Annotated in this window: 20 protein-coding genes and 1 pseudogene; 3 read left to right on the forward strand and 18 right to left on the reverse strand. The window is 72.5% G+C overall.

Annotated features, from left to right (window positions below):
* From ilvB to ABT015_RS30085, 18 genes and pseudogenes are all read right to left on the reverse strand, one after another.
* Window positions 1-1,280: biosynthetic-type acetolactate synthase large subunit (gene ilvB / locus ABT015_RS30000; protein ID WP_350884600.1), on the reverse strand; the 1,280-nt coding region annotated here is incomplete at its 3' end.
* 333 nt (window positions 1,281-1,613) lie between these two features.
* Entirely contained in the window at window positions 1,614-4,547 is a 2,934-nt protein-coding gene (locus ABT015_RS30005; RefSeq protein ID WP_350884709.1) for a putative bifunctional diguanylate cyclase/phosphodiesterase, read from the reverse strand.
* A gap of 546 nt (window positions 4,548-5,093) precedes the next feature.
* On the reverse strand, window positions 5,094-8,135 hold the full coding sequence (locus ABT015_RS30010; protein ID WP_350884602.1) for a helix-turn-helix transcriptional regulator: 3,042 nt from the start codon (window positions 8,133-8,135) through the stop codon (window positions 5,094-5,096).
* Between the two features lie 134 nt (window positions 8,136-8,269).
* The gene (locus tag ABT015_RS30015) at window positions 8,270-8,428 is read right to left on the reverse strand and encodes a hypothetical protein (RefSeq protein ID WP_159398431.1); all 159 of its coding nucleotides are present in this window, start codon (window positions 8,426-8,428) and stop codon (window positions 8,270-8,272) included.
* Between the two features lie 331 nt (window positions 8,429-8,759).
* Entirely contained in the window at window positions 8,760-10,271 is a 1,512-nt protein-coding gene (gene gatB / locus ABT015_RS30020) for an Asp-tRNA(Asn)/Glu-tRNA(Gln) amidotransferase subunit GatB (protein ID WP_063347730.1), read from the reverse strand.
* A gap of 77 nt (window positions 10,272-10,348) precedes the next feature.
* The gene (locus ABT015_RS30025; RefSeq protein WP_350884604.1) at window positions 10,349-10,624 is read right to left on the reverse strand and encodes a hypothetical protein; all 276 of its coding nucleotides are present in this window, start codon (window positions 10,622-10,624) and stop codon (window positions 10,349-10,351) included.
* Window positions 10,621-12,114 (reverse strand): Asp-tRNA(Asn)/Glu-tRNA(Gln) amidotransferase subunit GatA, encoded by a 1,494-nt coding sequence (gene gatA / locus ABT015_RS30030; protein ID WP_350884606.1) that lies wholly within the window; start codon window positions 12,112-12,114, stop codon window positions 10,621-10,623. The genes ABT015_RS30025 and gatA overlap by 4 nt, the downstream gene beginning before the upstream one ends.
* Window positions 12,115-12,119: 5 nt before the next feature.
* Window positions 12,120-12,416: an Asp-tRNA(Asn)/Glu-tRNA(Gln) amidotransferase subunit GatC gene (gatC, locus tag ABT015_RS30035; protein WP_030057414.1), complete on the reverse strand. Its 297-nt coding sequence runs from the start codon at window positions 12,414-12,416 to the stop codon at window positions 12,120-12,122.
* Window positions 12,417-12,897: 481 nt separating this feature from the next.
* Window positions 12,898-14,385 (reverse strand): annotated as a pseudogene (locus ABT015_RS30040) (putative bifunctional diguanylate cyclase/phosphodiesterase); the annotation flags it as partial.
* A 358-nt stretch (window positions 14,386-14,743) separates the two neighbouring features.
* On the reverse strand, window positions 14,744-17,038 hold the full coding sequence (gene ligA, locus ABT015_RS30045) for an NAD-dependent DNA ligase LigA (RefSeq protein ID WP_350884711.1): 2,295 nt from the start codon (window positions 17,036-17,038) through the stop codon (window positions 14,744-14,746).
* A gap of 22 nt (window positions 17,039-17,060) precedes the next feature.
* Window positions 17,061-18,071 carry a methionine synthase gene (locus ABT015_RS30050; RefSeq protein ID WP_350884611.1) on the reverse strand — a complete coding sequence of 337 codons (1,011 nt, stop codon included), beginning with the start codon at window positions 18,069-18,071 and terminating at the stop codon, window positions 17,061-17,063.
* Between the two features lie 35 nt (window positions 18,072-18,106).
* Window positions 18,107-18,796, reverse strand: a complete 690-nt coding sequence (locus ABT015_RS30055; protein ID WP_350884613.1) for an SDR family oxidoreductase — start codon at window positions 18,794-18,796, stop codon at window positions 18,107-18,109.
* A 13-nt stretch (window positions 18,797-18,809) separates the two neighbouring features.
* Entirely contained in the window at window positions 18,810-19,334 is a 525-nt protein-coding gene (locus ABT015_RS30060; RefSeq protein ID WP_350884615.1) for an LOG family protein, read from the reverse strand.
* Between the two features lie 72 nt (window positions 19,335-19,406).
* Window positions 19,407-19,964: a Uma2 family endonuclease gene (locus ABT015_RS30065; protein ID WP_350884617.1), complete on the reverse strand. Its 558-nt coding sequence runs from the start codon at window positions 19,962-19,964 to the stop codon at window positions 19,407-19,409.
* Between the two features lie 211 nt (window positions 19,965-20,175).
* Entirely contained in the window at window positions 20,176-21,153 is a 978-nt protein-coding gene (locus tag ABT015_RS30070) for a hypothetical protein (RefSeq protein ID WP_350884619.1), read from the reverse strand.
* A 227-nt stretch (window positions 21,154-21,380) separates the two neighbouring features.
* Complete coding sequence (locus ABT015_RS30075) at window positions 21,381-21,956, reverse strand: HD domain-containing protein (protein WP_350884621.1); 576 nt, start codon at window positions 21,954-21,956, stop codon at window positions 21,381-21,383.
* A gap of 27 nt (window positions 21,957-21,983) precedes the next feature.
* Window positions 21,984-22,496, reverse strand: coding sequence for an NUDIX domain-containing protein (locus ABT015_RS30080; protein WP_350884623.1), 513 nt, complete (start codon window positions 22,494-22,496; stop codon window positions 21,984-21,986).
* On the reverse strand, window positions 22,493-23,755 hold the full coding sequence (locus ABT015_RS30085) for a helix-turn-helix domain-containing protein (protein ID WP_350884626.1): 1,263 nt from the start codon (window positions 23,753-23,755) through the stop codon (window positions 22,493-22,495). Before ABT015_RS30085 ends, ABT015_RS30080 begins: the two co-directional genes overlap by 4 nt.
* A gap of 153 nt (window positions 23,756-23,908) precedes the next feature.
* Here ABT015_RS30085 and ABT015_RS30090 point away from each other — a divergent pair, with 153 nt between their 5' ends.
* The 3 genes from ABT015_RS30090 to ABT015_RS30100 all read left to right on the forward strand — a co-directional run bounded on the left by ABT015_RS30090 (window position 23,909) and on the right by ABT015_RS30100 (window position 25,035).
* On the forward strand, window positions 23,909-24,397 hold the full coding sequence (locus tag ABT015_RS30090; RefSeq protein WP_350884629.1) for an ATP-binding protein: 489 nt from the start codon (window positions 23,909-23,911) through the stop codon (window positions 24,395-24,397).
* Window positions 24,394-24,549, forward strand: coding sequence for a hypothetical protein (locus ABT015_RS30095; protein ID WP_350884631.1), 156 nt, complete (start codon window positions 24,394-24,396; stop codon window positions 24,547-24,549). The genes ABT015_RS30090 and ABT015_RS30095 overlap by 4 nt, the downstream gene beginning before the upstream one ends.
* A gap of 144 nt (window positions 24,550-24,693) precedes the next feature.
* Window positions 24,694-25,035 (forward strand): hypothetical protein, encoded by a 342-nt coding sequence (locus tag ABT015_RS30100; RefSeq protein ID WP_350884633.1) that lies wholly within the window; start codon window positions 24,694-24,696, stop codon window positions 25,033-25,035.
* Window positions 25,036-25,048 lie beyond the last annotated feature (13 nt).

Below are 25,048 nucleotides of genomic sequence, written 5' to 3' on the forward strand. Positions count from 1 at the left end.
TGCGAGCTCCACATCTGGTGCTGGCCGACGCCCGCGGCGTAGATCGCCTCCGGGCCGACCAGTCGGCCGATCCGCTCGATGACCTGCTGCGGGGAGAGGCGGCCGCCCGGGGCGGGCTCGTAGCCCAGCGGGTAGGTCTTCTTCCACGCGTCGAGCTTGTCCCACCACTGCGAGTAGTCGCCCTTGTGGCCGGCGTCGAACTCGGCCTGGACGGCCACGATCAGATCGGCCAGCACCTCGCGGGCGTCGCCGACGATCGGCACGTCGGCGGGGCGGTTCTTGCCGATCTCGGCGGGGTCGATGTCCGCGTGGACGACCTTGGCGTGCGGGGCGAAGCCGTCCAGTTTGCCGGTGACGCGGTCGTCGAAGCGGGCGCCGAGGGTGAAGAGCAGGTCGGCCTTCTGCAGCGCGGTGACGGCCGGGACGGAACCGTGCATGCCGGGCATGCCCAGGTGCTGCGGGTGGCTGTCGGGGAAGGCGCCGAGCGCCATCAGGGTGGTGACCACCGGGGCGCCGGTCAGCTCGGCGAGGATCCGCAGCTCGGCGGTGGCCTGCGCCTTGATCACGCCGCCGCCGACGTACAGCACCGGGCGCTTGGCGGCCACCAGCATCTTCGCGGCCTCGCGGATCTGCTTGGCGTGCGGCTTGGTGACCGGGCGGTAGCCGGGCAGCGAGAGCTCGACCGGCCAGCGGAAGGTGGTGGTGGCCTGGAGGGCGTCCTTGGCGATGTCGACCAGGACCGGGCCGGGGCGGCCGGTGGCCGCGATGTGGAACGCCTCGGCGATCACCCGGGGGATCTCGGCGGGGTCGGTGACCAGGTAGTTGTGCTTGGTGATCGGCATGGTGATGCCGCAGATGTCCGCCTCCTGGAAGGCGTCGGTGCCGATCGCCTTGGAGGAGACCTGGCCGGTGATCGCGACGATCGGCACCGAGTCCATGTAGGCGTCGGCGATCGGGGTCACCAGGTTGGTCGCGCCCGGACCGGAGGTGGCCATGCAGACCCCGACCCGGCCGGTGGCCTGGGCGTAACCGGTGGCGGCGTGGCCTGCGCCCTGCTCGTGCCGGACCAGGATGTGGCGCACCTTGGCCGAGTCCATCAGCGGGTCGTACGCGGGAAGGATGGCCCCGCCCGGGATGCCGAAGACGGTGTCCGCGCCCACGGCCTCCAGCGAGCGGATGAGCGACTGGGCGCCGGTCATGGTTTCGACGACGTGCTGGGGAGCGGGAGCGTGGGCGGCCGTGGCGTCCCCGCGGCGGGGGGATGCGGCGTGCTCAGTCATCTGCCTGTCTCTTCTCGGAATGTGCCGGCCCGGTGGTTGCGGGCCCCGGTGGTGCGAGGGTGGGGTCCCGGTTTCGGGCCGATCGCCGGCTCTGCCCCAATCGTCCCGCTTCCTCCCCGGAAATCGGAGCGGATCGGGCGGTCGGGACCAGGGGTCTTGCGGTGGTGGAACAGCGTCAGTGCAACAAAAAACCCCTCGTGCCAAGGGCATGCGAGGGGTGGCGCGTCGGTCTGTCACAAGCGGGGCGTGTGAGCCCGCTCAGCCGACGCGCCCGCCAAGTACGAGAATTCGGGTGCGCATGGCAACGACCCTCCTCCTGTCCGGGGGCGCGTGTCAAGCAGGTGGGATGACCGTCTCGCCATGCGGACCCGACCCTGGACCGCTCACCGCGCGGCGTTCGGGCAGGTCGGGGGCACCGTGGTGATGCACGACACGCCCCCCGCCGCCCTCCCCGCGGCCACCCGTCCGGGCCTCCGCGGCCAGGTACGCGCGCCGGGCCGAGACCGAGCCGAGCGGCCTGGGCAGCGGGTAGCCCCGGCGCACCAGCGCCCGGCGCAGCCGGGTCTCGTCCAGCGGCGGCGCGAAGGCCGAACCCTGGCCCTGCCGGCAGCCCAGCTCCTGGAGCGCGGCGACCTGGCGGGGCAGATCCACCCCCTCGGCGCCGGTGACCAGACCGAGGTCGTGGCCGAGCCGCAGGGCGTGCCCGGCGAGCGTGCGGCTGAGCGCGGACTCCCCGAGGTCCTGCACCAGCGTGCGGTCCAGCTTGAGGCCGTCCAGGGGCAGCCGGGCCAGCTCGCCGAACGAGCCGCTGCCGGCGCCGTAGCCGGCCAGCACGGTGGTCACCCCGAGCCGACGCAACGCCGCCAGCCGGCGGCCGAGTTCGTCGGCGAGCGAGTCCGGGCCCATCCGGGCCACCTCGATCACCAGTTCGCCGGGCGGCAGCCGGCTGTCGCGCAGCGCCGCGGCCACCGTCTCGTACAGGCCGGGCGAGCACAGCCGCTCGGTGGAGAGCCGGACCGCGACCGGGACGGGCGCGGGGCCGCTGCGGCTGCGACCGGACTGGCCGCGCCGGTCGGCCGCGGCCATCACCGCCTCCTGGACCAGCCAGCGGGAGAACCGGGTGGCCGCGTCGCCGTGGTCGGCCGAGCGCAGGAACTCGGCCGGGGTGAGCAGCAGGCCGCCCGCCGAGCGCCAGCGGGCCTGCGCCTCGACGCCGGTCACCGCGCCGCTGGCGAGGTCCACCACGGGCTGGTGGAGCAGGGTGAAGCCGCCCTCGCGGACGGCGGCCCGCAGCCGCTCCTCCAGTTCGGTGCGGCGCTCCAGATCGGCCCGCATCGCGGGGTTGTAGAGCACCACCCGGCCCTTGCCCTCGGACTTGGCCCGGTACATCGCGAGGTCGGCGTTGCGCATCAGCTCGTCGGTGGCCGCCCTCGGGTCGGCGGCCGGGCCGCGTTCGGGGGTGCCGAAGGCGATGCCGATGCTGGCGGCGACACCGAGTTCGGCGCCGCCGATCCAGTACGGCTCGGAGAGCGCGATCCGCAGCCGCTCGGCGAGCTCCTGGACCTGGAGCCGGCCCAGCGGGCCGCAGACCAGCGCGGCGAACTCGTCGCCGCCGAACCGGGCGACGGTGTCCCCGCAGCGGACGGCCCCCTGGAGCCGGCGGGCCGCCTGCACCAGCAGTTCGTCGCCCACCTGGTGGCCGGCCGTGTCGTTGACCGCCTTGAAGCCGTCCAGGTCGAGGAAGAGCACCGCGACCCCGGCGCCGCCCTCGCCCTGCTGGCCGCGGGCGCCGAGGGCGGCCCGCAGCCGCTGGGCGAACAGCGCCCGGTTGGGCAGGTCGGTGAGCGGGTCGTGGAAGGCGTTGTGCTGCAACTGGGCCTGCAGTATCACGCGTTCGGTCACGTCCCGGCTGTTGAGGATCAGGCCGTCGCGGTGCCGGCTGACCGTCGACTCGACGTGCAGCCACTCGCCGCCGCCGGAGCTGATCCGGCACTCCACCCGGGCGGACGGCTCGGCGGTGCCCGGGGAGCGGTGGGCGGTGAGCCGGACCCTCGCCAGGTAGCGGCGGACCTCGGCGAGCACCCGGTCCACGTCCTCCGGGTGGACCAGGTCCAGCAGGTTGCCGCCGACCAGCTCCTCCGGGTCCCGCCCGTAGACGCCGAGCGCGGCCGGGGAGACGTAGGAGAGCACGCCGTTGGCACCGGCGATCATGATGACGTCGCTGGAGCCCTGCACCAGGGAGCGGAAGTGCGCCTCCTTGTGGGCGAGTTCCTGGGCGAGCGAGAGGTTGTCGAGCAGCATCACGCCCTGGCGCAGGATGAGCGCCAGGCCGACGGTGCAGGCCGCCGCGGCCACCACCCGGTCCAACTCCCGCCCGCCGAGGGCGTTGTAGAGGATCCCGGCGGTGCACACCGCGGCGGCCGCGTACGGGGTGAGCGCGCTGAAGGTGGTGGCCACCCGGCGGCGCGGCAGGCCTCCGGCCGAGGGGTGCTCGCGCAGCGGGCGGCGCCAGCGCGGCGACCACGGCGCCCAGGCCAGCAGCAGGCTGCCGGAGAACCAGCCGGCGTCCAGCAGTTCGCCCGAGCGGTAGCTGCTGCGCAGTTCCGGGGAGGTGAACAGGGCGTCGCACAGGACGGTGACGGCCAGCGCCACCATCGCGGTGTGCACGGCAGCCCGGTTGCCGTCCCGACCACCGAAGCGCAGTCCGACGACCAGGCTGACCAGCAGGATGTCCAGGACCGGGTAGGCCAGGTTGAGGGCCAGCCGCAGCGGCGAGCCGGCCTCGCCGGCGGCGATCCGGCCGAGCGCCAGGCTCCAGCTGAGGGTGAACAGCGAGCCGGCGATCAGCCAGCCGTCGAGCAGCAGGCAGAGCCAGCCGGCGGCCGAGCGCGGGCGCTGGGCGAGCACCAGGACGCCGGTGATGGCGAGCGGGGAGAACAGCAGGAAGGCGTACTCGGCGAGCGAGTCCTGCGGCAGCGGGCTGCGGGCGACCAGCTCGTACCAGCCCCAGGTCCCGTTGCCGCAGGCCACCATGAGCGAGGAGAGGCCGAACAGCAGCCAGGCCGGGCGGGCGCGCCCGCCCGCCGTGCAGCCGTACACCAGGCAGGACAGCGCGGCCGCGAGCGCCGCCGCGGCCAGGCCGAAGTCGCCCATGAAGATGGAGAGTTGGAAGGATCCCCAGCCGGTGGCGGCGCCCAGGGCGTAGGCCAGGCAGAGCGTGCCGAGGACGAGTCCGGGCAGCGTCCGGCTCTCCCGGAGCCGGCCCAGCGGGCCGCGCCGGCCGGGGGCGGACGCGCAGGCCTCGGCCGCGCCGGGCGTGGACGTGTCGGGCTCGGACGCGTCGGCGGGTGGCACGCCCGGCCGTCCGGCCCCGGGCAGCACCGTATCGGTGGAGCTCACTCGGCCTCTCCCCCTCCGGCCCGGGGCCTGGCGCCCCGGCCACGGGCCACCGGCCGCGCGCCTCTTGGCCGTACGCGGTGGCCTGGCGCCCCGTCAGGACGGAGGCCCAGGGGGTGGGCGGCCTTCCGGTCACCACACCGCACCGATGTTCCCGATCGGGACCCTACACCAAATCCGTCACTCAATGACACATGCACTCAACTTAGAGTAATGGCGAGGGGGTGGGGAAATGCACCCGATTCCGGCGGATCGGCCCGGTTGGCGGCGGCGCGCGGCCGGGGGCTCACGCGGCGCGCACGGGAGCACGCGACGGCGCCCGGCGCCGGGCCGCCCGGACCGGAGACGGTCGGGGGGCCCGGCGCCGGGCGCACGGGTCAGCGGGAGGCCCGGGCCGGACAGGGCCCAGTCCCTGTCCTAAGCCGGATCGTCCGGGAACAGCCGCAACCGGTGCGCCAGCGCCGCCGCCTCGCCCCGGCCGGTGACCGCGAGCTTGCCCAGGATGTTGGAAACGTGCACGCTCGCGGTCTTCGGAGAGATGTACAGCTCCTCCGCGATCTGCCGGTTGCTCCAGCCGCGTGCCAGCAACCGGAGCACGTCCCGCTCACGGGGGGTGAGGCCGAACGACTCCCCGGCGGGCGGGGTCGCGGTCGGCCCGGCGGCCGGCCGCGCGGCCGCCACCGGGGTCAGCGTCAGCCCGGCCCGGTCGGCCAGGCCCGCGACCTCGGCCAGCAGCGGACGGTCGCCCCGGACGGTGGCCAGTTCCCGCGCCTCGCGCAGCAGTTCGGCCCCGGCCTCGCGCCGCCCGGCCAGCACCTCGGCCTCGCCGGCCCGCAGCAGGGCGACCGCCAGCGGGTACGGCAACCCGGTCGGCCGCAGCGCGGCGACCGCCGCAGCCCAGTGCTCCGGGGTGTCGGCGGCCTCGGCGCGGGCCAGTTCGCCCTCCAGCAGCCGGGCCCAGCCGTGGTGTACCGGCGCCCGCGGCCGCAGCCGGGCCGCCCGCGCGGCGATCGCGGCCAGCGCCTCGGCCCGGCCGGGCGCGGCCTCCGGCAGGCCCCGGCTGTCCGCCTCCACCGTGGCGGCCTCGACCAGCAGCGGGTACACGTCGGACTCGTGGCCGAGCCGCCCCTCCTCCGCCAGCGCGGCGAGCAGTTCCTCCCGGGCCTCCAGCGGCCGGCCGGCGAGCGCGGCGATCCGCACCGCCAGCCGGCTGATCGGCACGCTGTGCTGGAGCTGGCCGACCCGGTTGGCCGACCGGGCCTGCGCCAGCATGGTCGCCGCGCCGGCCAGGTCCCCGCGCAGCAGCGCGAGGTCGCCGCGCATCCGGTCCAGGAACTCGGCGTGGGTGCCGGTCAGGCTGGTCAGCTCGCAGGCGTCGAGCACCTCGGCGGCCTCCCGGATCCGCCCCAGGTCGGTCAGCGCCTCGGCCAGGTTTCCGGTCAGGATGGTGCCGATGTTGCGCAGCAGGCCGTTGCCGTCCGCGTAGACCAGGCCCTCGCGGGCCAGCACCACCGCCTCCTCGGCCCGGCCCACCCCGCGCTGCATGCTGGCCAGGTTGTTGACGCCGCGCAGCAGCAGGTCGGGCACGCCCAGCCGGCGGGCCGCCTCGACCGCCCCGGCCAGTTCGGCCAGCCCGCCGTCGGCGTCGCCGTGCACGTCGTAGCGCAGGCCGCCGAGCGTCATCCGGGCGTGCACCTCGACGGAGTGCGCGCCGACCTCCTGGGCGATCCGGATGGCCCGCTCGGCCAGCTCGATGTGCTCGGGGCCGGGCTTCTTGAGCATCGCCACCCCGGCGCCGAGCGCGAACACCTCGGCCTGGACGGCGGACGGCGGCAGGTGGTCGACCAGCCGGTGCGCGTGGAGGATCTCCTCGTCGTCGCCGGAGCGGCGCAGATTGCCCAGCATCCGGGCCCGGTTGATCCGGAACCAGGCCGCGCGCACCGGGTGCACGGCCTCGTCGACCAGCCGCAGCCCCCGCCTGGCGAGGCTCAGCCCGCGCTCGCGGTCGCCGCAGCGCCGGGCCGCGACCACCGCCTCGGCCAGTACGTCGACCAGCTGGATCCGGTCGCAGTCCCCGTCGGCGGTGCTGTGGTCGCAGGAGCCGGGCGGGTAGGTCTCGGCCCAGTCGTACGGGCGCAGGGTGTGCGCCAGCACCTCCTCGGAGACCATGTCCCACAGTTCCAGGGCCCGTTCCAGCATGCCCAGTTGCTCGGCGAAGGCGTTGCGGCGCCGGGCCGCCCGGGCGGCGTCCAGGGCGGTCGGCAGGGCGCGGGCCGGGTCGTGCGCGTGGTACCAGTAGTTGGCCAGCCGGGCGGGCAGGGCGTCGCAGGAGACCAGTTGCGGCTTCGCCTCCACGGCGAGCGCGAACTTGCGGTTGATCCGGTGCCGTTCACCGGGCAGCAGGTCGTCCGAGACCGCCTCGCGGACCAGCGCGTGCCGGAAGCGGTAGCCCTCGCCCTCGCCGTCCGGGCGCAGGATGTTGGCGCCGACGGCCGCCCGCAGCGCCTCGATCAGCGCCTCCTCGTCGTCGTGCAGGACGGCCGCCAGCAGGGCGTGCTCGACGTGCGAACCGCCCTCGGCGGCGATCCGCACCACCCGCTGGGCCTCCTCGTCCAGGCTCTCCACCCGGACCAGCAGGATGTCGCGCAGCGAGTCGGTGAGCCCGGCGCCGCAGCCGTCCTCGAAGGCGGTGGCCAGCTCCTCGACGAAGAACGGGTTCCCCTCGGAGCGGCGGTGGATGCGGTCCACGAGCTTCCGGTCGGGGTCGGCGGTGCCGAGGATGCCGGCCAGCTGGGCGGCGACCTCGCCACGGCCGAACCGCTCCAGCTCCAGCCGCTGGACGGTGCGCAGCCGTTCGAGCTCGGCCAGGAAGGGGCGCAGCGGGTGGCGCCGGTGCAGGTCGTCGGAGCGGTAGGTGGCGACCAGCAGCACCCGGGACCGGTGCAGGGTGCGGACCAGGAAGGCGAGCAGTTCGCGGGTGGAGCGGTCGGACCAGTGCAGGTCCTCGACGGCGAACACGAGGGTACGCTCCGCGCCGAGCCGTTCGAACAGCCTCGCGGTGTGCTCGAACAGCCGGGCCCGGCCGTACTCGTCGTTGGGTTCGCCGTCGGCCTCGCCGAACTCGGGCAGCAGCCGGGCCAGGTGCCCCTCGCTGCCGGCCGCCGCGGCTTCCAGCTCGGCGCCCAGCGAGCGGTGCAGCCGGCGCAGCGCCGCGGCCAGCGGGGCGTACGGCAGGCCCTCGGCGCCGATCTCCAGGCAGCCGCCGAGCGTGGTGACCGCTCCCCCGGCGGCGGCCCGCTGCAGGAACTCCTCCAGCAACCGGGTCTTGCCGACGCCCGCCTCGCCGCCGATCAACACGGCCTGCGGGCTGCCGGAGCCGGCCCGGCGCAGCGCGTCGGTCAGTTCGGTGATCTCGCTGCCGCGGCCGACGAAGACGGGACTCACCGATATCTGCTGCATGGAGGCGAGCATGCCATAGCCGGAGGTGGCGGGCCGAGGGGTTATCTCCCCTGGCGAACGCCCGGAGGGGGAGGCGCTCCCCTGCTGCGCCTCCCCCTCCGAAACTCCCTCGGCACCGTCGTGGTGCCGGTCCGTCAGCATTCGCGCTGGCGCGCGGGGCGCCGCTGGAAGCGGGCGGCCACCGGACGCTGCCGCAGGCGGCGTCCCTCCTTGGCCTCCCGGACCAGGCGCTCGTGCTCGGCGCGGACGGCCAGCTCGTGGGCGTGCTGCTGGATGAGCTCGTACTCGATCACTTTCGGTTCCCCCTGTGGGTCTCACTGCGTTTCGCTGTCGAGTAAGAGCTTCCTCTCCCAGCGGGGGGTGCCGCATCGGAAGCCCTACCGATCTTCCGGGCCCCGGATGCCTTAGATCGGGGCCCGGGGAACGACAAAGGCCCGGTCTTACCTCGTTTTAGAGGTGAGACCGGGCCTTAGGCCTTACTTAGAGGGCCTTAGGCGCCTTAGGCGCCTTAGGACCTCAGGCAAAGATGCCCAGATTCCCTGGGTTGTGCTTACTGCCCCTCGACGGCGAGCCGCTCCAGACTCCGCCTACTGTCCTTCCACGGCCAGCCGCTCCAGACTCCGCCTACTGTCCTTCCACGGCCAGCCGCTCCAGGATCAGGTCCTTGACGCGGGCCGCGTCGGCCTGGCCGCGGGTGGCCTTCATGACCGCACCGACCAGCGCGCCGACCGCGGCGACCTTGCCGTCCCGGATCTTGGCGGCGATCGCCTCGTTCTCGGCGATGGCCTGGTCGACGGCCGCACCGAGCGCGGAGTCGTCCGAGACGACGGCCAGGCCGCGCTTCTCGACGACCTCGTCCGGCTCGCCCTCGCCGGCCAGCACGGCCTCGATGACCTGACGGGCCAGCTTGTCGTTCAGCTTGCCCTCGGCGACCAGCGCGGTGACCCGGGCGACCTGCGCCGGGGTGATCGGCTGCTCGCTCAGCTCGGTGCCGGTCTCGTTGGCCCGGCGGGCCAGCTCGCCCATCCACCACTTGCGGGCCTGGTCGGCCGGGGCGCCGGCGGCGATGGTCTCCTGGATCGGCTCGACGGCGCCGGCGTTCAGCACCGACTGCATGTCCTTGTCGGACAGGCCCCACTCGGCCTGCAGCCGGGCCCGGCGCACCCGCGGCAGCTCGGGCAGGCCCGCCCGCAGCTCCTCGACCCAGGCGCGGGCGGGGGCGATCGGCACCAGGTCCGGCTCGGGGAAGTAGCGGTAGTCCTCGGCGTTGTCCTTGATCCGGCCCGAGGTGGTGCTGCCGTCCTCCTCGTGGAAGTGCCGGGTCTCCTGGATGATCGTGCCGCCGTCGGTCAGCACCGTGGCGTGCCGCTGGATCTCGAACCGGGCGGCCCGCTCCACGCTGCGCAGCGAGTTGACGTTCTTGGTCTCCGAACGGGTGCCGAAGGTCTCGGTGCCGTTGGGGCGCAGCGACAGGTTGACGTCGCAGCGCATCTGGCCCTTGTCCATCCGCGCCTCGGAGACGCCCAGCGCCTTGATCAGCTCGCGCAGCTCGGCGACGTACGCCTTGGCGACCTCGGGGGCGCGCTCGCCGGCACCGACGATCGGCTTGGTGACGATCTCGATCAGCGGGATGCCGGCCCGGTTGTAGTCGAGCAGCGAGTGGGTGGCACCGTGGATGCGGCCGGTGGCGCCACCGACGTGGCTGGACTTGCCGGTGTCCTCCTCCATGTGGGCGCGCTCGATCTCCACGCGGAAGGTCGAGCCGTCCTCCAGCTGCACGTCGAGGTAGCCGTTGAAGGCGATCGGCTCGTCGTACTGCGAGGTCTGGAAGTTCTTGGGCATGTCCGGGTAGAAGTAGTTCTTCCGCGCGAACCGGCACCACTCGGCGATCTCGCAGTTCAGCGCCAGGCCGATCTTGACGGCCGACTCCACGCCGATCGCGTTGACCACCGGCAGCGAGCCGGGCAGGCCCAGGCAGGTCGGGCAGGTCTGGCTGTTCGGCTCGGCGCCCAGCTCGGTCGAGCAACCGCAGAACATCTTGGTCTTGGTGCCCAGCTCGACGTGGACCTCAAGGCCCATCACCGGGTCGTACGACGCGAGAGCGTCCTCGTAGGAGACCAGGTTCATGACGCTCACAGCGTCCCCTTCACTAAAAGACTTGGGAGGTACGGGCCCGGCCGCCGCTCGCGCGGGGCCGGGCCGGGGCGCTCAGCTCAGCCCAGCAGGACGTCGTCGGAGCCGAGCTGGCGCAGCTCGCGCACCAGCAGGGCGGTACCGGTGATCAGCGCGGCGGCGCCGACCAGGGCGTTGACCAGCTTGAGGGTGTCGCTCTCCTCGCGGGCCTTCCGCACGTCCTTGACGACCGAGACCGCGCCGAAGGCGCTGGTGCCGATGGACAGCCAGAGGCCCGGCTTGCTGTGCTTGAAGCCCTTCAGGGACGACGGTGCCTTGAGGGACGACGGGGCCTTGGCCTTCTCGATCTTGCTCACAGTGCCGGTGCCTCCTCCAGCAGGGTGTGCCCCCACTTGTCGTTGAGTGCGGCCTCGACGGCGCCGCCCACCCGGTACAGGCGGTCGTCCGCCATCGCGGGTGCGATGATCTGCAGGCCGACCGGGAGATTGTCCTCCGGGGCCAGACCGCAGGGCAGCGACATGGCCGCGTTGCCCGCGAGGTTCGACGGAATCGTGCAGAGGTCGGCCAGGTACATCGCCATCGGGTCGTCGGCGCGCTCGCCGATCGGGAAGGCGGTGGTCGGCGTGGTCGGCGAGACCAGCACGTCCACGCCCGCGAAGGCGGCGTCGAAGTCGCGCGAGATGAGCGTGCGGACCTTCTGGGCCGAGCCGTAGTAGGCGTCGTAGTAGCCCGAGGAGAGGGCGTAGGTGCCGAGGATGATGCGGCGCTTGACCTCGGGGCCGAAGCCGGCCTCGCGGGTCAGGGCGGTGACGTCCTCGGCCGAGCGGGAGCCGTCGTCGCCGACCCGCAGGCCGTAGCGCATCGCGTCGAAGCGGGCCAGGTTGGACGAGGCCTCGCTGGGCGCGATCAGGTAGTACGCGGGCAGCGCCAGGGTGAAGGACGGGCAGGAGACCTCGACGACCTCGGCGCCCAGCTCGCGCAGCAGCTCCACCGACTCGTTGAAGCGCTCCATCACGCCGGCCTGGTAGCCCTCGCCGGCGAACTCCTTGACCACGCCGATCCGCATGCCGCGCACGTCGCGCAGCTTGGCGGCCTCGACCACGGCCGGGACGGGCGCGTCGATCGAGGTGGAGTCCAGCGGGTCGTGCCCGGCGATGGCCTCGTGCAGCAGCGCCGCGTCCAGCACGGTGCGGGCGCACGGGCCGCCCTGGTCCAGCGAGGACGAGAAGGCGACCAGGCCGTAGCGGGAGACCGAGCCGTAGGTCGGCTTGACGCCGACGGTGCCGGTGACGGCGCCGGGCTGGCGGATCGAGCCGCCGGTGTCGGTGCCGATCGCCAGCGGGGCCTCGAAGGCGGCCAGCGCGGCGGCCGAACCGCCGCCGGAGCCGCCGGGGATGCGGGAGAGGTCCCACGGGTTGCCGGTCGTGCCGTAGGCGGAGTTCTCGGTGGAGGAGCCCATCGCGAACTCGTCCATGTTGGTCTTGCCGAGGATGACCACGCCGGCGTCCTTGAGACGGGTGGTCAGCGTGGCGTCGTACGGCGGGATCCAGCCTTCGAGGATCTTGGAGCCGCAGGTGGTCGGCACGCCCTTGGTGGTGAAGACGTCCTTCAGCGCGAGCGGGACGCCGGCCAGCGGGCCCAGCTCCTCGCCCTTGGCGCGCTTCTCGTCGACGGCCTTGGCGGCGTTCAGCGCGCCCTCGGTATCGACGTGCAGGAAGGCGTTGACCTTCTTGTCGACGGCGCCGATGCGGTCCAGGTGCGCCTGCGCCACCTCGACGGCGGACACCTCGCCCTTGGCGATGGCGGAGGCCGTCTCAGCGGCGGTGTACTTGATCAACTCGGTCATCTCGGTCAGTCCTCCCCGAGGATCTGCGGCACACGGAAACGCTGCTCCTCGGCGGCGGGGGCGCCGGACAGCGCCTGCTCCGGGGTGAGCGACGGCCGCACCTCGTCCGCGCGCATCACGTTGGTCAGCGGGAGCGGGTGGGAGGTCGGCGGGACGTCCTGTCCGGCGACCTCGGAAACGCGGGCGACCGCGCCGATGATCACGTCGAGCTGCTCGGCGAAGTGGTCCAGCTCTTCGGGCTTCAGCTCAAGACGCGACAGCCGGGCGAGGTGGGCGACCTCCTCGCGCGTGATGCCAGGCATGCAGCGATCCTCAGGGTGAGTTCTGGTGAGGCCCGACGCCGCGCGCAGGCGGTGCCGGGCCCGGGCAGGAGCAACCGGTCCGGTGCTCCGTCCTCGTGGTCTTTGGACCCCATCCTATGGGGCCCGGCCCGGCCACCGGCCAACGAGTAAGCCTGCGCGCCCGTCACTGCGGCCTGGTGCGGGCCCAACTCTGCGGGCCCGGCGCCTTGATCTCGATCTGCGCGGCCGACACGGGCTGGGGCGCGGGCGCGGCCTGGACCGTCTGAACGGCCTGCACGGCCTGCACGGCCTGCGGGAGGGTCGGGGGCAGCACGGGGGGCAGCACCGGCGCGATGGCCTGCTGGACCACCGGCTGGCCGGCCGGCGGCAGCACCGGCTGGACCGGCAGGCCCTGGCCCCCCTGCACCGCGTGGAGGGCCGACGGCAGCCGGCCCGGCGGGGGGACCAGCCGCTCCACCGGCGGGGCGCCGGTGCGGTGCACCCGCAGCCAGGCGGTGGCCTGCTCGGCCGGCAGCGCCGCCGACACCAGCCAGCCCTGGACGGCGTCCACGCCCATGCAGTGCAGCCGCTCCCAGGTCTCGTCGTCCTCCACGCCCTCGGCGACCACGGTCAGGCCCAGCGAGTGGGCGAGCTCCACCGAGCAGCGCACCACCGCCGCGTCGTGGTCGTCGGCGACCATCCGGGAGACGAAGGAGCGGTCGATCTTCAGCTCGCCGACCGGCAGGCTGCGCAGCCGCACCAACGAGGAGTGGCCGGTGCCGAAGTCGTCCAGGGACATCCCGACGCCGTAGCCGCGCAGTTCGGCGAGGGTGTCGGCGGCCCGGCGGGAGTCGTCCAGCAGCAGCCGCTCGGTGATCTCCAGCTGGAGCGCGTGGGCCGGCACCTGGTGGCGGACGAGGTGGCCGGCGACGCGCTGGGCGAAGCCGGGGTTGAGCACGTCGCGCGGGGAGACGTTGACCGCGACCTGCACCTGGAGGCCCTGTTCCCGCCAGTAGGCGAGCTGCCCGACGGCGGCCTCCAGCACGTAGTCGGTGAGCCGGGGCATCAGGCCGCTGGACTCGGCGAGCCCGACGAACTCGTCCGGCGAGACCCGGCCCTGGCCGGGGCGCTCCCAGCGCAGCAGCGCCTCCAGGCCGACCACCCGGCCGTCGAAGGCCACCTTGGGCTGGTAGTGCAGCTGCACCTCGCCGGTCTCCAGGGCCCGCCGCAGGTCGCCGAGCAGCCCTATCCGGTACGGCGTGTCGGCGTCCTGGGTCTCGTCGTACTGCGCGACGCCGCTGCACCCGCGCTGGGCGTGGCCCATCGCCACGTCGGCGCGGCGCAGCAGCGCCTCGGCGTCCTGGGCGTGCTGCGGGTAGACGCAGACGCCGGCGCTGGCCTCCAGCACGAGCAGCAGTCCGTCCAGCCGGATCGGCGCGGCGAGTTCGGCGATCAGCGCCTTGGCGACCCGCTCCAGGCTGTCCGGGCAGTTGATGCCGGGCAGCAGCACGGCGAACTCGTCGCCGCCCATCCGGGCCACCATCGGGCGGCCGCGCCGGTAGTTCCGGGGCAGGCCGGCGAAGACGTCGTCGATGGACTCCCGGGTGGCGCTGCCGGCCGGGCCTCCGGAGCGCAGCGCGCGGTGCAGCCGGCGGGCGATGTGCACCAGCAGCCGGTCGCCGGCGGTGTGACCGAGGGTGTCGTTGAGTGATCGGAAGCGATCGAGATCAAGCAGGATGAGACCGACGCTGTAGCCTTCCGCGCGCTCTGCGATCGCCTCCTGGGCGGCCATCAACAGGGCCTGACGGTTGGGCAGATCCGTCAGCGGGTCGGTCAGCTGGTCACGGGCGCGGTCGCGGGCGATCCGCCAGGCGGCGACCAGCACCGCCAGCGGCACCGCGAACAGCGGCAGCAGTTCGGGCTCGTACCGGTAGACCAGGACGGCCAGCGGGATGAGCGGCGCGGCACCGGCCAGCAGCACGCCGAGCAGCAGGACCGCACCTGCCACCCCCTGCGGCGGGCGTGTGGGCGCACCGCCGGTCGTATGATCCATAAGCCCTGTCCTCCGTCGGGCCCGCCCCGTCAGGCCGCCTTACGGTGAGGCACCGTGCCGGTACCGACAGCTGCCGGGCGTGGAGCGACCCCGCGGAGCACCGGCTCAGCCGGTGCCCCCACCCCTGCTGACACTCTGTTGCGCTCCAGGGTATGCCGGGGTCCACCCGGTGGGCAGACTTTCGGACAACCGGAAACGCGCCACCGCGCCCGGGTGTCGCACAGTGACACAATGCCCGCTTCCACGGCGCGACACCCGGTGACGTTGCATCAGGACGATAACAAGACGAGCTCGGTCACGCTCCGCTCGGGTCGGCCTCCGGAGCGGCCTCGGCGGGGGCCTTCCCGACCTCGGGCAGGCCGAGGTGGGCACGGGCCGCGGCCGCTCCGTCGGCGAGCAGCACGGCGAAGCCGGCATCGTCCAGGACGGGCAGTCCGAGCTGAACGGCCTTGTCGTACTTGGACCCGGGGTTGTCGCCGGCCACGACAAAATCTGTCTTCTTCGATACCGAACCGGTCACCTTCGCGCCGCGCGAGGTCAGCGCCTCCTTGGCCCCGTCCCGGGTGTGCCCGGCCAGGGTGCCGGTGACCACGACGGTCAGGCCCTCCAGCGGGCGCTCCGCCTCCTCCTCGTCGGCGGGCTCCTCGGTGAAGCGGACGCCGGCCGCGCGCCACTTCTCCAGGATCCCCCGGTGCCACTCCTCCTGGTACCACTCGACGACGGAGCGGGCGATGATCGGCCCGACCCCCTCGACGGCGGCCAGCTCCTCCTCGGTGGCCGAGAAGATCCGGTCGAGGTCCCGGAACTCCCGCGCCAGCTCCTGCGCCGCGACCGGCCCGACGTGCCGGATCGAGAGGCCGTTGAGGAAGCGCCACAGCGGACGTTCCTTCACCCTCTCCAGATTCTCCAGCAGCACGCCCGCCGTCTTCTTGGGCTCGCCCTTCTGGTTCGCGAAGAAGGTGGCCTTCTTCTCCTTGCCGGTGCGGTCGTCCAGCTTGGGCATGCCCGTCTTCTGGTCGCGGACCAGCACCTCGATCGGCAGCAACTGCTCCATCGTCAAGCCGAAGATGTCGCCCTCGTCCCGCACCGGCGCCTCGGCCGGCTCCAGCGGCTGGGTCAGCGCCGTCGCCGCGACATAGCCCAGGCCCTCGATGTCCAGCGAGGAACGGCCGCCCAGGAAGGCGATCCGCTCGCGGATCTGCGCCGGGCAGAACTGCGCGTTGGGGCAGCGCAGATCGATGTCCCCCTCGGACATCGGGCGCAGCTCGGCCCCGCACTCGTGGCAGTGCGAGGGCATCACGAACTCCTGCTCGGTGCCGTCCCGCAGGCTCTCCACCGGGCCGAGGATCTCCGGGATGACGTCACCGGCCTTGCGTAGCACGATGGTGTCGCCGAGCAGCACGCCCTTGGCCTTGACGACCTGCTGGTTGTGCAGCGTCGCGTACTGCACCATCGAGCCGGCCACCTTCACCGGCTCGGCCAGCACCGCGTACGGGGTGGCCCGGCCGGTGCGGCCGATGCCGACCTTGATCGCGGCCAGCTTGCCGGTGACCTCCTCCGGCGGGTACTTCCAGGCGATCGCCCAGCGCGGGGACTTGGAGGTGGAACCGAGCCGCCCCTGCAGGGCGATCTCGTCCACCTTGACCACGACGCCGTCGATCTCGTGCTCGACCGAGTGCCGCTGTTCGCCGAAGTGCCCGATGAACGCCCGCACCTCGTCCAGCGTCCCGACCACCCTGTTGTGCCGGGCCGTCGGCAGGCCCCACGCGCGCAGCAGGTCGTAGGCGTGCGACTGGCAGTCGATGTCGAAGCCGACCCGGGCGCCGATGCCGTGCACCACCATGTGCAGCGGACGGGACGCGGTGACCAGCGGATCCTTCTGGCGCAGCGAACCGGCGGCGGCGTTGCGGGGGTTGGCGAACAGGTGGACCAGCGCCTGCGGACGCCTGCCCTCCTTGGCGCGCTCCTCGTTCTCCGCCCGGCGGCGCTCGTTCTCCGCCGCCAGCGAGGCGTTCAGCTCCTCGAAGGCCTCGGTCGGCAGGTAGACCTCGCCGCGGATCTCGACCAGCTCGGGCAGGTCGTCGCCGGTGAGCTGCTGCGGGATCTCCTTGATGGTGCGAACGTTGGCGGTGATGTCCTCGCCGACCCGGCCGGTGCCCCGGGTCGCGGCGAGGACCAACTGGCCGCGCTCGTAGGTGAGGTTGACGGCCAGGCCGTCCACCTTGAGCTCGCACAGGTAGTGGTAGTCGATGCCGTCCAGCTCGCGGGCGACCCGGTCCGCCCAGGCCGCCAGCTCCTCGTCGTCCATGGCGTTGTCGAGGCTGAGCAGCCGCTCGCGGTGCTCGACCTTGGTGAAGCCCTCCGCGACGTCGCCGCCGACCTCCTGCGTCGGCGAGTCCGGCGTCACCAGGGCCGGGTGCGCGGCCTCGATCGCCTCCAGCTCGCGCATCAGGACGTCGAACTCGGCGTCGCTGACGACCGGGGCGTCCTGCACGTAGTACCGGGCGCGGTGCTCGGTGATCTCCACGACCAGCTCGGCGTGCCGCCTGCGCACCTCCGCAGGGACGTCCTCCCAGCCCTCGACAGCCACCACCGCAAGCCCTCCTACGTTCTCATTCCGGGTTGTCCACCAGGCTCTGCGCCGCCCGCGCCGCAAGCGACAGCGCCTTGCGCGCGTACGCCGGGGACGCCCCGGCCAGCCCGCAGGTCGGCGTCACCAGCACGCGGCGGCCCAGCAGCTCCGGGGCGAACCCGAGCCTGCGCCACAAGGTCCTGACACCCTGGACACTACCGGCCGGGTCGGACACCTCCTGGTCAGTGGAGGGCACGACACCAGCGAGGATCGCCGTGCCCGCCTCGACCGCCTCGCCGAGGTCGTCGTCCTCCCGCTCGGTGAGGAGGGAGAAGTCGAGGGAGACCCCGGCCACCCCGGCCCGGCGCAGCAGCGGGACCGGGACCTGCGGAGCGCAGCAGTGCACCACGACCGGCACGTCCAGGCCGCGGATCGTCTCGCGCAGCACCTCCTCGGCGACCTGCCGGTCCACCGGGCGCAGCCGCTGGAAGCCGCTGGCGGTCTTCACCGAACCGGCCAGCACGGCGGGCAGCGAGGGCTCGTCGAGCTGGAGGACCAGCTGCGCGCCGGGCACCCGCCGCCGGACGTCCGCCAGGTGGCGGCGCAGTCCCTCGGTGAGCGAGCCGGCGATGTCCCGGCAGGCGCCGGGGTCGGAGAGCGCCTTCTCGCCGTACTTGAGCTCGATGCCCGCCGCCAGCGTCCACGGCCCGACGGCCTGGAGCTTGAGCGCGCCCTGGTAGCCCTGGGTGAACTCCTCCAGCGCGTCCAGGTCCTCGCCCAGCCAGGAGTGGGCGCGCCGGGTGTCCCGGCCCGGCCGGTCGGCGAAGCGCCAGCCGCTCGGCTCGGTCTGCGCGAACAGCTCGACCAGCAGGCCGGCGCCACGGCCGATCATGTCGGCGCCCGGCCCCCGGGCGGGGAGTTCGGGCAGGAACGGCAGCTGCTCCAGCGCGCCGGTGGAGGTCTTGGCGGCCTCCCGGGCGTCGGTGCCGGGCAGCGAACCGACGCCGGTGGCGGCGCCGCGCAGGTCGGGGAAGGTGTCTCCGGTGCTCACCCGCCCGAGCCTAGTGCGCCGCCACCGGCTCCAGGTCAGCGCCCGGGGCGGACGGTGATGTCGGTGAGCTCCGCGTCGCGGGAGGCGTCCAGGGCGGCGAGGATCGCCTTCACCACCGACTCCGGGGCGATGAAGCGGTCCTCGTCGTAGGCCTTGCCCTCCTGCTGGTGCACCTTGGCCTGCATCGCGGTGGCGGTGCGGCCCGGGTAGACCGAGGTGACCCGGACGCCGTTCGGGTGCTCCTCCTGGCGCAGCGCGTCGGCCAACGCCTTGAGGCCGTGCTTGCTCGCGGCGTAGGCCGACCACTCGGCATGGGCCGAGAGCCCGGCACCGGAGTTGACGAACACCACGTGCCCCTTGACCAGGCGCAGCGAGGGCAGCAGGAGCCGGGTCAGCTCGGCGGGGGCGACCAGGTTGACGTTGAGCGTCTCCTGCCAGGCCTTGACCGGCAGCTCGCCGACCGTGCCCAGCTCGACCATGCCCGCGACGTGCAGGAGGGAGTCGAGCTCGACGGGCAGCGCCTGGTGGCCGAGGGCCCAGGAGAGCTTGGCCGGGTCGCCGAGGTCGCCGACCAGGGTCTTCGCCCCGGGGAAGCGCTCGCGCAGTTCGGCGGCGCGGCGGGCGTCGCGGGCGAACAGCCAGAGGTCGTCGCCGCGCTCGGCGAGGCGCTCGGCCAGGACGGCGCCGATGCCGGAGCCGGCGCCGGTGATCAGATGTGCAGCCATGGTGCTGATCTAATCAGGCCTTGAGCTGCTCAAACACCTGAGCCGGGGAGTCGGCGAACCGGATCAGTTCGGCGAGCGGGCGGGGCAGGAAGCCCTCGGTGTCCATCCGCTCCAGCTGCGTGCGCAGGCCCGTGTAGAAGCCCTCGGTGTCCAGGACGACCACCGGCTTGTCGAACATGCCGTGCTTCTTGAGCTCCAGCACCTCGGTGACCTCGTCGAGCGTGCCCAGCCCGCCGACCAGCACGACGATCGCGTCCGCCCGGGCCGCCAGCTCCGCCTTCCGCTCGGCGAGGTCGCGGGTCATGACCAGCTCGTCGGCACCGACGTACCCCTTGTGCCTCAGCATCTCGACGAGCACCCCGACCAGCCTGCCGCCCGCCGCCTTCACCTCGTCGGCCAGCAGCCCCATCAGCCCGGCGTTCGAGCCGCCCCACACCAGGGTGTGCCCGCCCTCGCCGAGGAGCCGGGCGAATTCGGCGGCGGGAGCGGTGTAGCGGTCGTCGAGCGAGTACGCGGAGCAGAAGACAGTGATGTTCATAGTGCGTCTGGTCTATCACGCCCCGGCGGGACCGCTCACCGGCTTTAGGCCTCGGCCGGCTCCCTCCGACCATCAGTCCTGGTACGGGACGAGCTTCGCCAGGCTCAGCGGGAAGCCGAAGGGCTCCGGAATGCTGATCACGTCGCCGAACTTCCGGTCACTGCGGGTGTGATACCGGTCGTGGTTCGGCTCGGAGAACAGCGTCACCGTCTGCTGGCGCGGGTCCACGATCAGATACAGCGGGATGCGCATCACGGCGTAGTCGTGCAGCTTGTCCATCCAGTCGTTGCCCGGATTGGACGGCGATACGATCTCCACCGCGATCAGGGCTTCTGCGGCGGGAGCCTTGTTGCCCGGCTGGGAGAGGACGTCCAGCGGGAGGTAGGTCAGGTCCGGCTCGCGCCCCTTGGAGACGTCCGGGCTGACGATCTCGCTCCGCTCGCTGGGGAGATAGCCGTCCGGAGCATGCTGCTCGAACTGCCTGCGCACCTGGGCCACGTTGAGCTGATGGATGTTGGACGGCGACGCCTGGATGATCAGTGTGTCGCCGGACCATTCGATCCGGACGCCTTCCGGGGCGATCCGCTCCAGTTCCTCGATGAAGTCGCGGTGCTGCTCGTAGAAGGTCATGCCGTCCTCTCCGGAGGGCGTGCCGGCGGCCGCGGTGAGTTGCCGATTCGGCCGTCGGACTGCTGAGAGCTGGTAGTGGTCCACCTCCCGGGCCCGGGCAGTCGCGTCGTCCCGTGCGAGGAAGCCGCGCAGCCGGCACTCCGAGTGTGCCAGGAGCGTTCGATCCGGCCGGGTCGACAGGGCGATCGCCCCCCTTGGCCGACGCTGCCGCTCACGTGCAGGAGGCCAGGATCCCCCGGCCCGGGTGGGCATGTCGGTCCGAGAGGACACCCAGGACGGCGACCAGACCGGCGGCGAGACGATCCGCGGGGTCGGCGCCGGGTGGGTTCTCGGGCCGGTGGGACGCCAGGCGGGCGGCCAGCCAACCCGGGGACGCCCAGCCCGCCCGGACGGCCGTGGTGGTGAACCGGCGCAGCAGGTCGTCCTCCGGGACGGCGCGGGCGGGCTCCTGGAGGTCGGGCGGCAGGTGCTCGGTCATCCGCTCCCAGCCCGTGGGGTCGGGTGGCGGCGGCAGCGGTGCCGGTGCGGGCTGTTCGCTCGCGCGCGAAGTGGTACCTGTCACTACGACAGCAACCGTCTTCTTGTCCTGGTAAGGGACTTCCTGGTTGCGTCCGCACGTGCGGAGCGACGAGCCCGCACGTGCGGATTTGTCCGGCTCCGCACGTGCGGACTTACCGGCGCCGCAGCGCGGCCTCGGCAGCGCCGCAGGTGCGGACTTCACCGACTCCGCACGTGCGGACTTACCGGCGGCGCAGCGGAGTTGCTCCTGCTTGACGCGCCGGGCGTCGGCGCGCAGGACGGCGAGGGCGGCGTCCCAGTCGGGGACGCCGCCCAGGGGCACGGTGACGGCGTAGCCGCGCACCCGGGCGCCGGAGGGGCCGTGGACGAGGGCCATGACCCCGGCAGCCTCGGCGGCCCGGTAGAAGCCGGGGACGGAGTCCTTGGAGACCCGGCAGGCCCGGGAGAACCAGAGGTTGGACGGCGGGCAGTGGAGGTTGGTGCCGTCCGCGTCGGCCTTCTGCGCCGCGTGCATGAGGAAGAGGACGAAGGACGGCCCGAGGGACTTCCAGGGCCCACCGGTCGGGACGCTCTGCATCCACTGCCCGACGCGGATCCGGTACTCGTTGGCGGGCGGGGTGCCGGTGGGGCGGGAGAGGGCGAGGGCTTCGGTGGTGACGGCGACGGGCACGTTCGGCCTTTCGTGGCCGATATGCGAGCCGGAGCGCGTCCGGGCTGGCATACTGGCCGAGGTGTTGTGCGCGTGCGCCGGAACCGCCAAGTTTACGGGCGTACGCGGGAATGGCCACCGCCCAACTGGGCGGTGGCCATTGCAGTTTACGCCGACAGATCAGCGAATTTGACGGACAGTCATAGATTCACTGCGGTGAGTGCTCGCTCACGAGTTCGGGATGCACGCTACGCGAGGTAGACCTGCTGCCACTCCAGCGAGGTCATCGACAGTGCCGCCTCGGCGAGTTGGCGGGCGGATTCGGTCTTGAGGCTGCCGAGACTGCTGTCGATCCACGGCTGCACGTTCTGGTACCCCTGCTCGCGGTACTCGACCGCCTGGAGCAGGCATTCGAGCTTGTCCGCGTCGTGCGCCACGCCGACTTCCGGGCTGTCCGCGTTCTCGTACTCCGCCACGATCGCCTGGACACCCGAGACGACAGCCGGGTGCGCGGCACTGACCTGGTCGGCAGTCACCCGCTCGTTCGAGGCAGCGTCCAGGTAGCGCCGGCCGACGTGCGGGATGTCGCCGATCCGGGTCTCCTGCGTGTCGTGGAAGAGGCAGAGCAGAGCGACCTTGGCCGGGTCCACACCCTCCATCATCGCGAGAACCGCGCCGACGACACCAGTGCGGAAGGAGTGCTCCGCGATCGTCTCGGGATCCTTCACTCCGGCGATCCACCAGCCCGACCGCTTCGCCCGCTTGAGCATCCCCGCCTCGAAGAGATAGCCCGCCGTGCCCTTGGCCTGCCCGTTCTCAACCATGGCCGTCCCTCTCCTGTGCCGGATCCATCACCACGCCTCCACCCCGTCCCGCAGATACCGTGAGCCGCCATCCGCGATCGCTCTCACCGCCGCGTTCAGCCGGTTCCGCTGGCGGGTTCGCAGCCGGTCGGCGACCTCCGGCGCGGACAGGAAGACGGCCTCGGACAGTTCGTCATCGTGCGGCCGCACCCGCGCGGCCAGGTCGGACGAGAGGGTGCCCGCGTCGAAGATGAACGCGATCTGGTCGTCCCACGGGCCGTGCGGGGCAACCCAGTCCACGACCAGCAGGCGGTGGACGGTGATCTCCAGGCCCAGTTCCTCGCGCAGTTCCCGCACTGCGGCCTCGTCCGGCGGCTCATTGGCCTCAGCCATCCCTCCGGGCAGGTCCCAACCCTCCTTGTAGGTCGGGTTGACGGTCAGGATGCGACCGGCCTGGTCGCGCAGGATCACGTCCGCAGAGACGCGCTTGCGAGCCTGCTGGGCATTGCCCTCCGCGAGGTAGGCGTGCCAGGCGTCGGTGTCGGTGGGTGCGGGTCTCACGTTGAACCTCCCCGAGGCGACGGGATGATGTCGGCGAGCAGGAGCAGCCGGGCTCTGCGCGCCTCATCGAATCGTGCCAGGTATTCACGCACCGGGCCGTACTCGCGGTACCGCCCGAAGAGTTCGCCGAGGTCATCCATCTGATGGACGACCCGGACGGACCCGAGGGTCGGGCTGGTGGTCAGAAGTTCTGTTCCGACGCCGATTGCGGCGTCCAAGTCGCCGCAATCGGCGTGGATGCGTGCGAGGGTGATGCGGCTGAATGTGAGCGAACGCGCGCGGCCTTCTTCCCGTAGGACCACAGCCTGCTCGCCGCATCGAAGGGCATGCTTGGAGCGGCCCAGGTCGCTGAACGCCAACGCGGACTCGCTGGCGAGGGTAGCGTCGTCGAAAGGGCTCAACCACGGATGCTCATCATCGGCTCCAACCGCAAGTGCGGTGTGAGCGTGGTCGAGTGCGCGCGCCGCCGGACCGTGCTGCCGAGAGGCTGCCAACGCTCGGGCCATCATGGTGTTCAGCCGAGCCATGAGGCCTGGCAGATGCGGGCCCTGGCAGGCTATTTCGATGCCGACGGTAGCCCAGTGCACGGCCTCCGCCGAATCGCCGGCCTGGAGGGAAAGGTGGCTGGTGCTGGCTGCTACGTGTGCCATCAACGGCAGATCGCCGGAGGCGCGGGCGAGAGGGAGCGCGCGAGCGAAGTGCCGGGCGGCCAGGTCGTCACGGCCGGAGTCGTGGGCCATCCAGCCGGCCATCTCAGTGAGCGCAGCGGCAGCAGCGAACACCTGCGGGCCGCTCGCAACATCGACCAGACGCGGCGCAACCTTGCCGGAGAGATGGTGAACCACAGCCGAGTACAGGCGTCCACCTCCCGCCTGCCGATCTGCACGGCGAAAGGCATCCACGGTGGCCAGGTCATCGCCGTCGGCTTCCGGTAAAGCCTGCGCAAGGGGCGAGGGTCCAGGAGCGGCGTCCGGCTCCCATGACCTGCGGGCAAGACCGAGCAGTTGCCCCGGAATGTGGAAGGCGTCGGCGATCTGCTCGAACAACGCCAACTTCTCGACCCTGGTCTTGCCGTTCATGTAGTCGTAAAGCCGTCCCTGGCTGATCTCCACAGCGGCTGCAATCCGCCGGGTACTGATGCCGCGCGCGTTGAGGAGCCGGAATACGGCGCCCATGTCGCGGGTCGCACACGCCCGCAGCAGACGCTCGTCCTGGAGTAGCCCGGCGGCCACTTCACGCACACTCGGCTGAACACCCATGGTCTCGCTCCCCTTACAGCGTGTACTGATCGTAGGTCCACGGTGCTAGCCCTGACTCCGATTTGGAGTCACCGGATCGGAGTCTCCTGCGACCGCAACGTGACCGTTGAATGAGCATCAGCCGCCCTGATCCATCCACGGGAGCGAATCTTGATGTCTCCACTCACCGCTTTGCCGACCAACGTGATCGGCTGCACTGGGGAAACGCTGCTGACTGCCGTCGCTACACCGGATACCGCTCGCTTCACCACACCGGCGACCATCCGCCTGCCGTACCAGGCCGAGTCGGTGGGCGCCGCGCGTCGGTTCGTCGCGGCGAAGCTGCGGGAGTGGGGGCTGGACGATCTGGTGGACGATGCCTCCCTGATCACCAGCGAGTTGGCCGCCAACGCCGTCAGGACCGGCTGTCAGACACGCATGATTGTCGCCGTGCGCCGCCCGAGCGACCGAATCGTCCGCATCCTCGTCGGTGACGGCTCTTGCTCGATGCCCGTGATGATCCAGGCCGGGCCCGACGCCACGTCGGGTCGAGGCTTGGCGATGGTCCACCGGCTCACCCAGGGCCGTTGGGGCGTCAGTCCCCGCCCGTTCGGGAAGGTCGTGCACGCCGACCTCCCAACGCCCAAGCCGACCTCCCGGTGAGCCGGCAGCCGCCGGACGACGGTTTCGATCCCGAAGACGCGCCGCCGTCCGTTCCCGATCCCGACCGGGTCTGGGCTGCCCTGGGGGTATCCGCCGCTGCCGGGCTGCACATCGTCGTCGCGGCCCTGGTCCTGATCAAGCGCTCTCACTGACCCCCGCCCGTGCCGCCGGGCCGGCGGCACAGGCGACGGCAGTAACCCACCGGCCAAACGCAATCCACGGTGACAGCAGAGGCATCCCCGAGGGCGGTCACGTGCCCTCGGGGAACTGCCGCCCGGTATACCCGAGGCGGCTGAGTGTGGACGATCAGCCTGTCCCCTCCAGACACGGGCGGGTGGTTCGAACAGTTCGTCATCGGGGCGGCCGTACCCGGTACGTTCTGGCGGGCGGAGCGCTACGAGAACAGCGCATACACGCTGTGGCTCGACAGCCGCGACACCCTGTCGTGGGCCTCCGCCGACGACGAGCGGGACCGCACGGAGTACGAGGTGTACCAGTCCGGCCGCCGGAACCTCTGGGACGAACTGGAAGCCGCCTACCGGTGGTGGGCGGACCACGACCGGTTCGGCCCGACGGTCACCTTGGCGGGCCAGCGCGTGTGGCTGGACTCCCCGGACAACCCCGTTCCGCAGCACTGAACAGCCCGGCCGT

The organism is Kitasatospora sp. NPDC094016 (genome assembly GCF_040304045.1).
In the GTDB taxonomy this organism is placed as follows: Bacteria; Actinomycetota; Actinomycetes; order Streptomycetales; family Streptomycetaceae; genus Kitasatospora.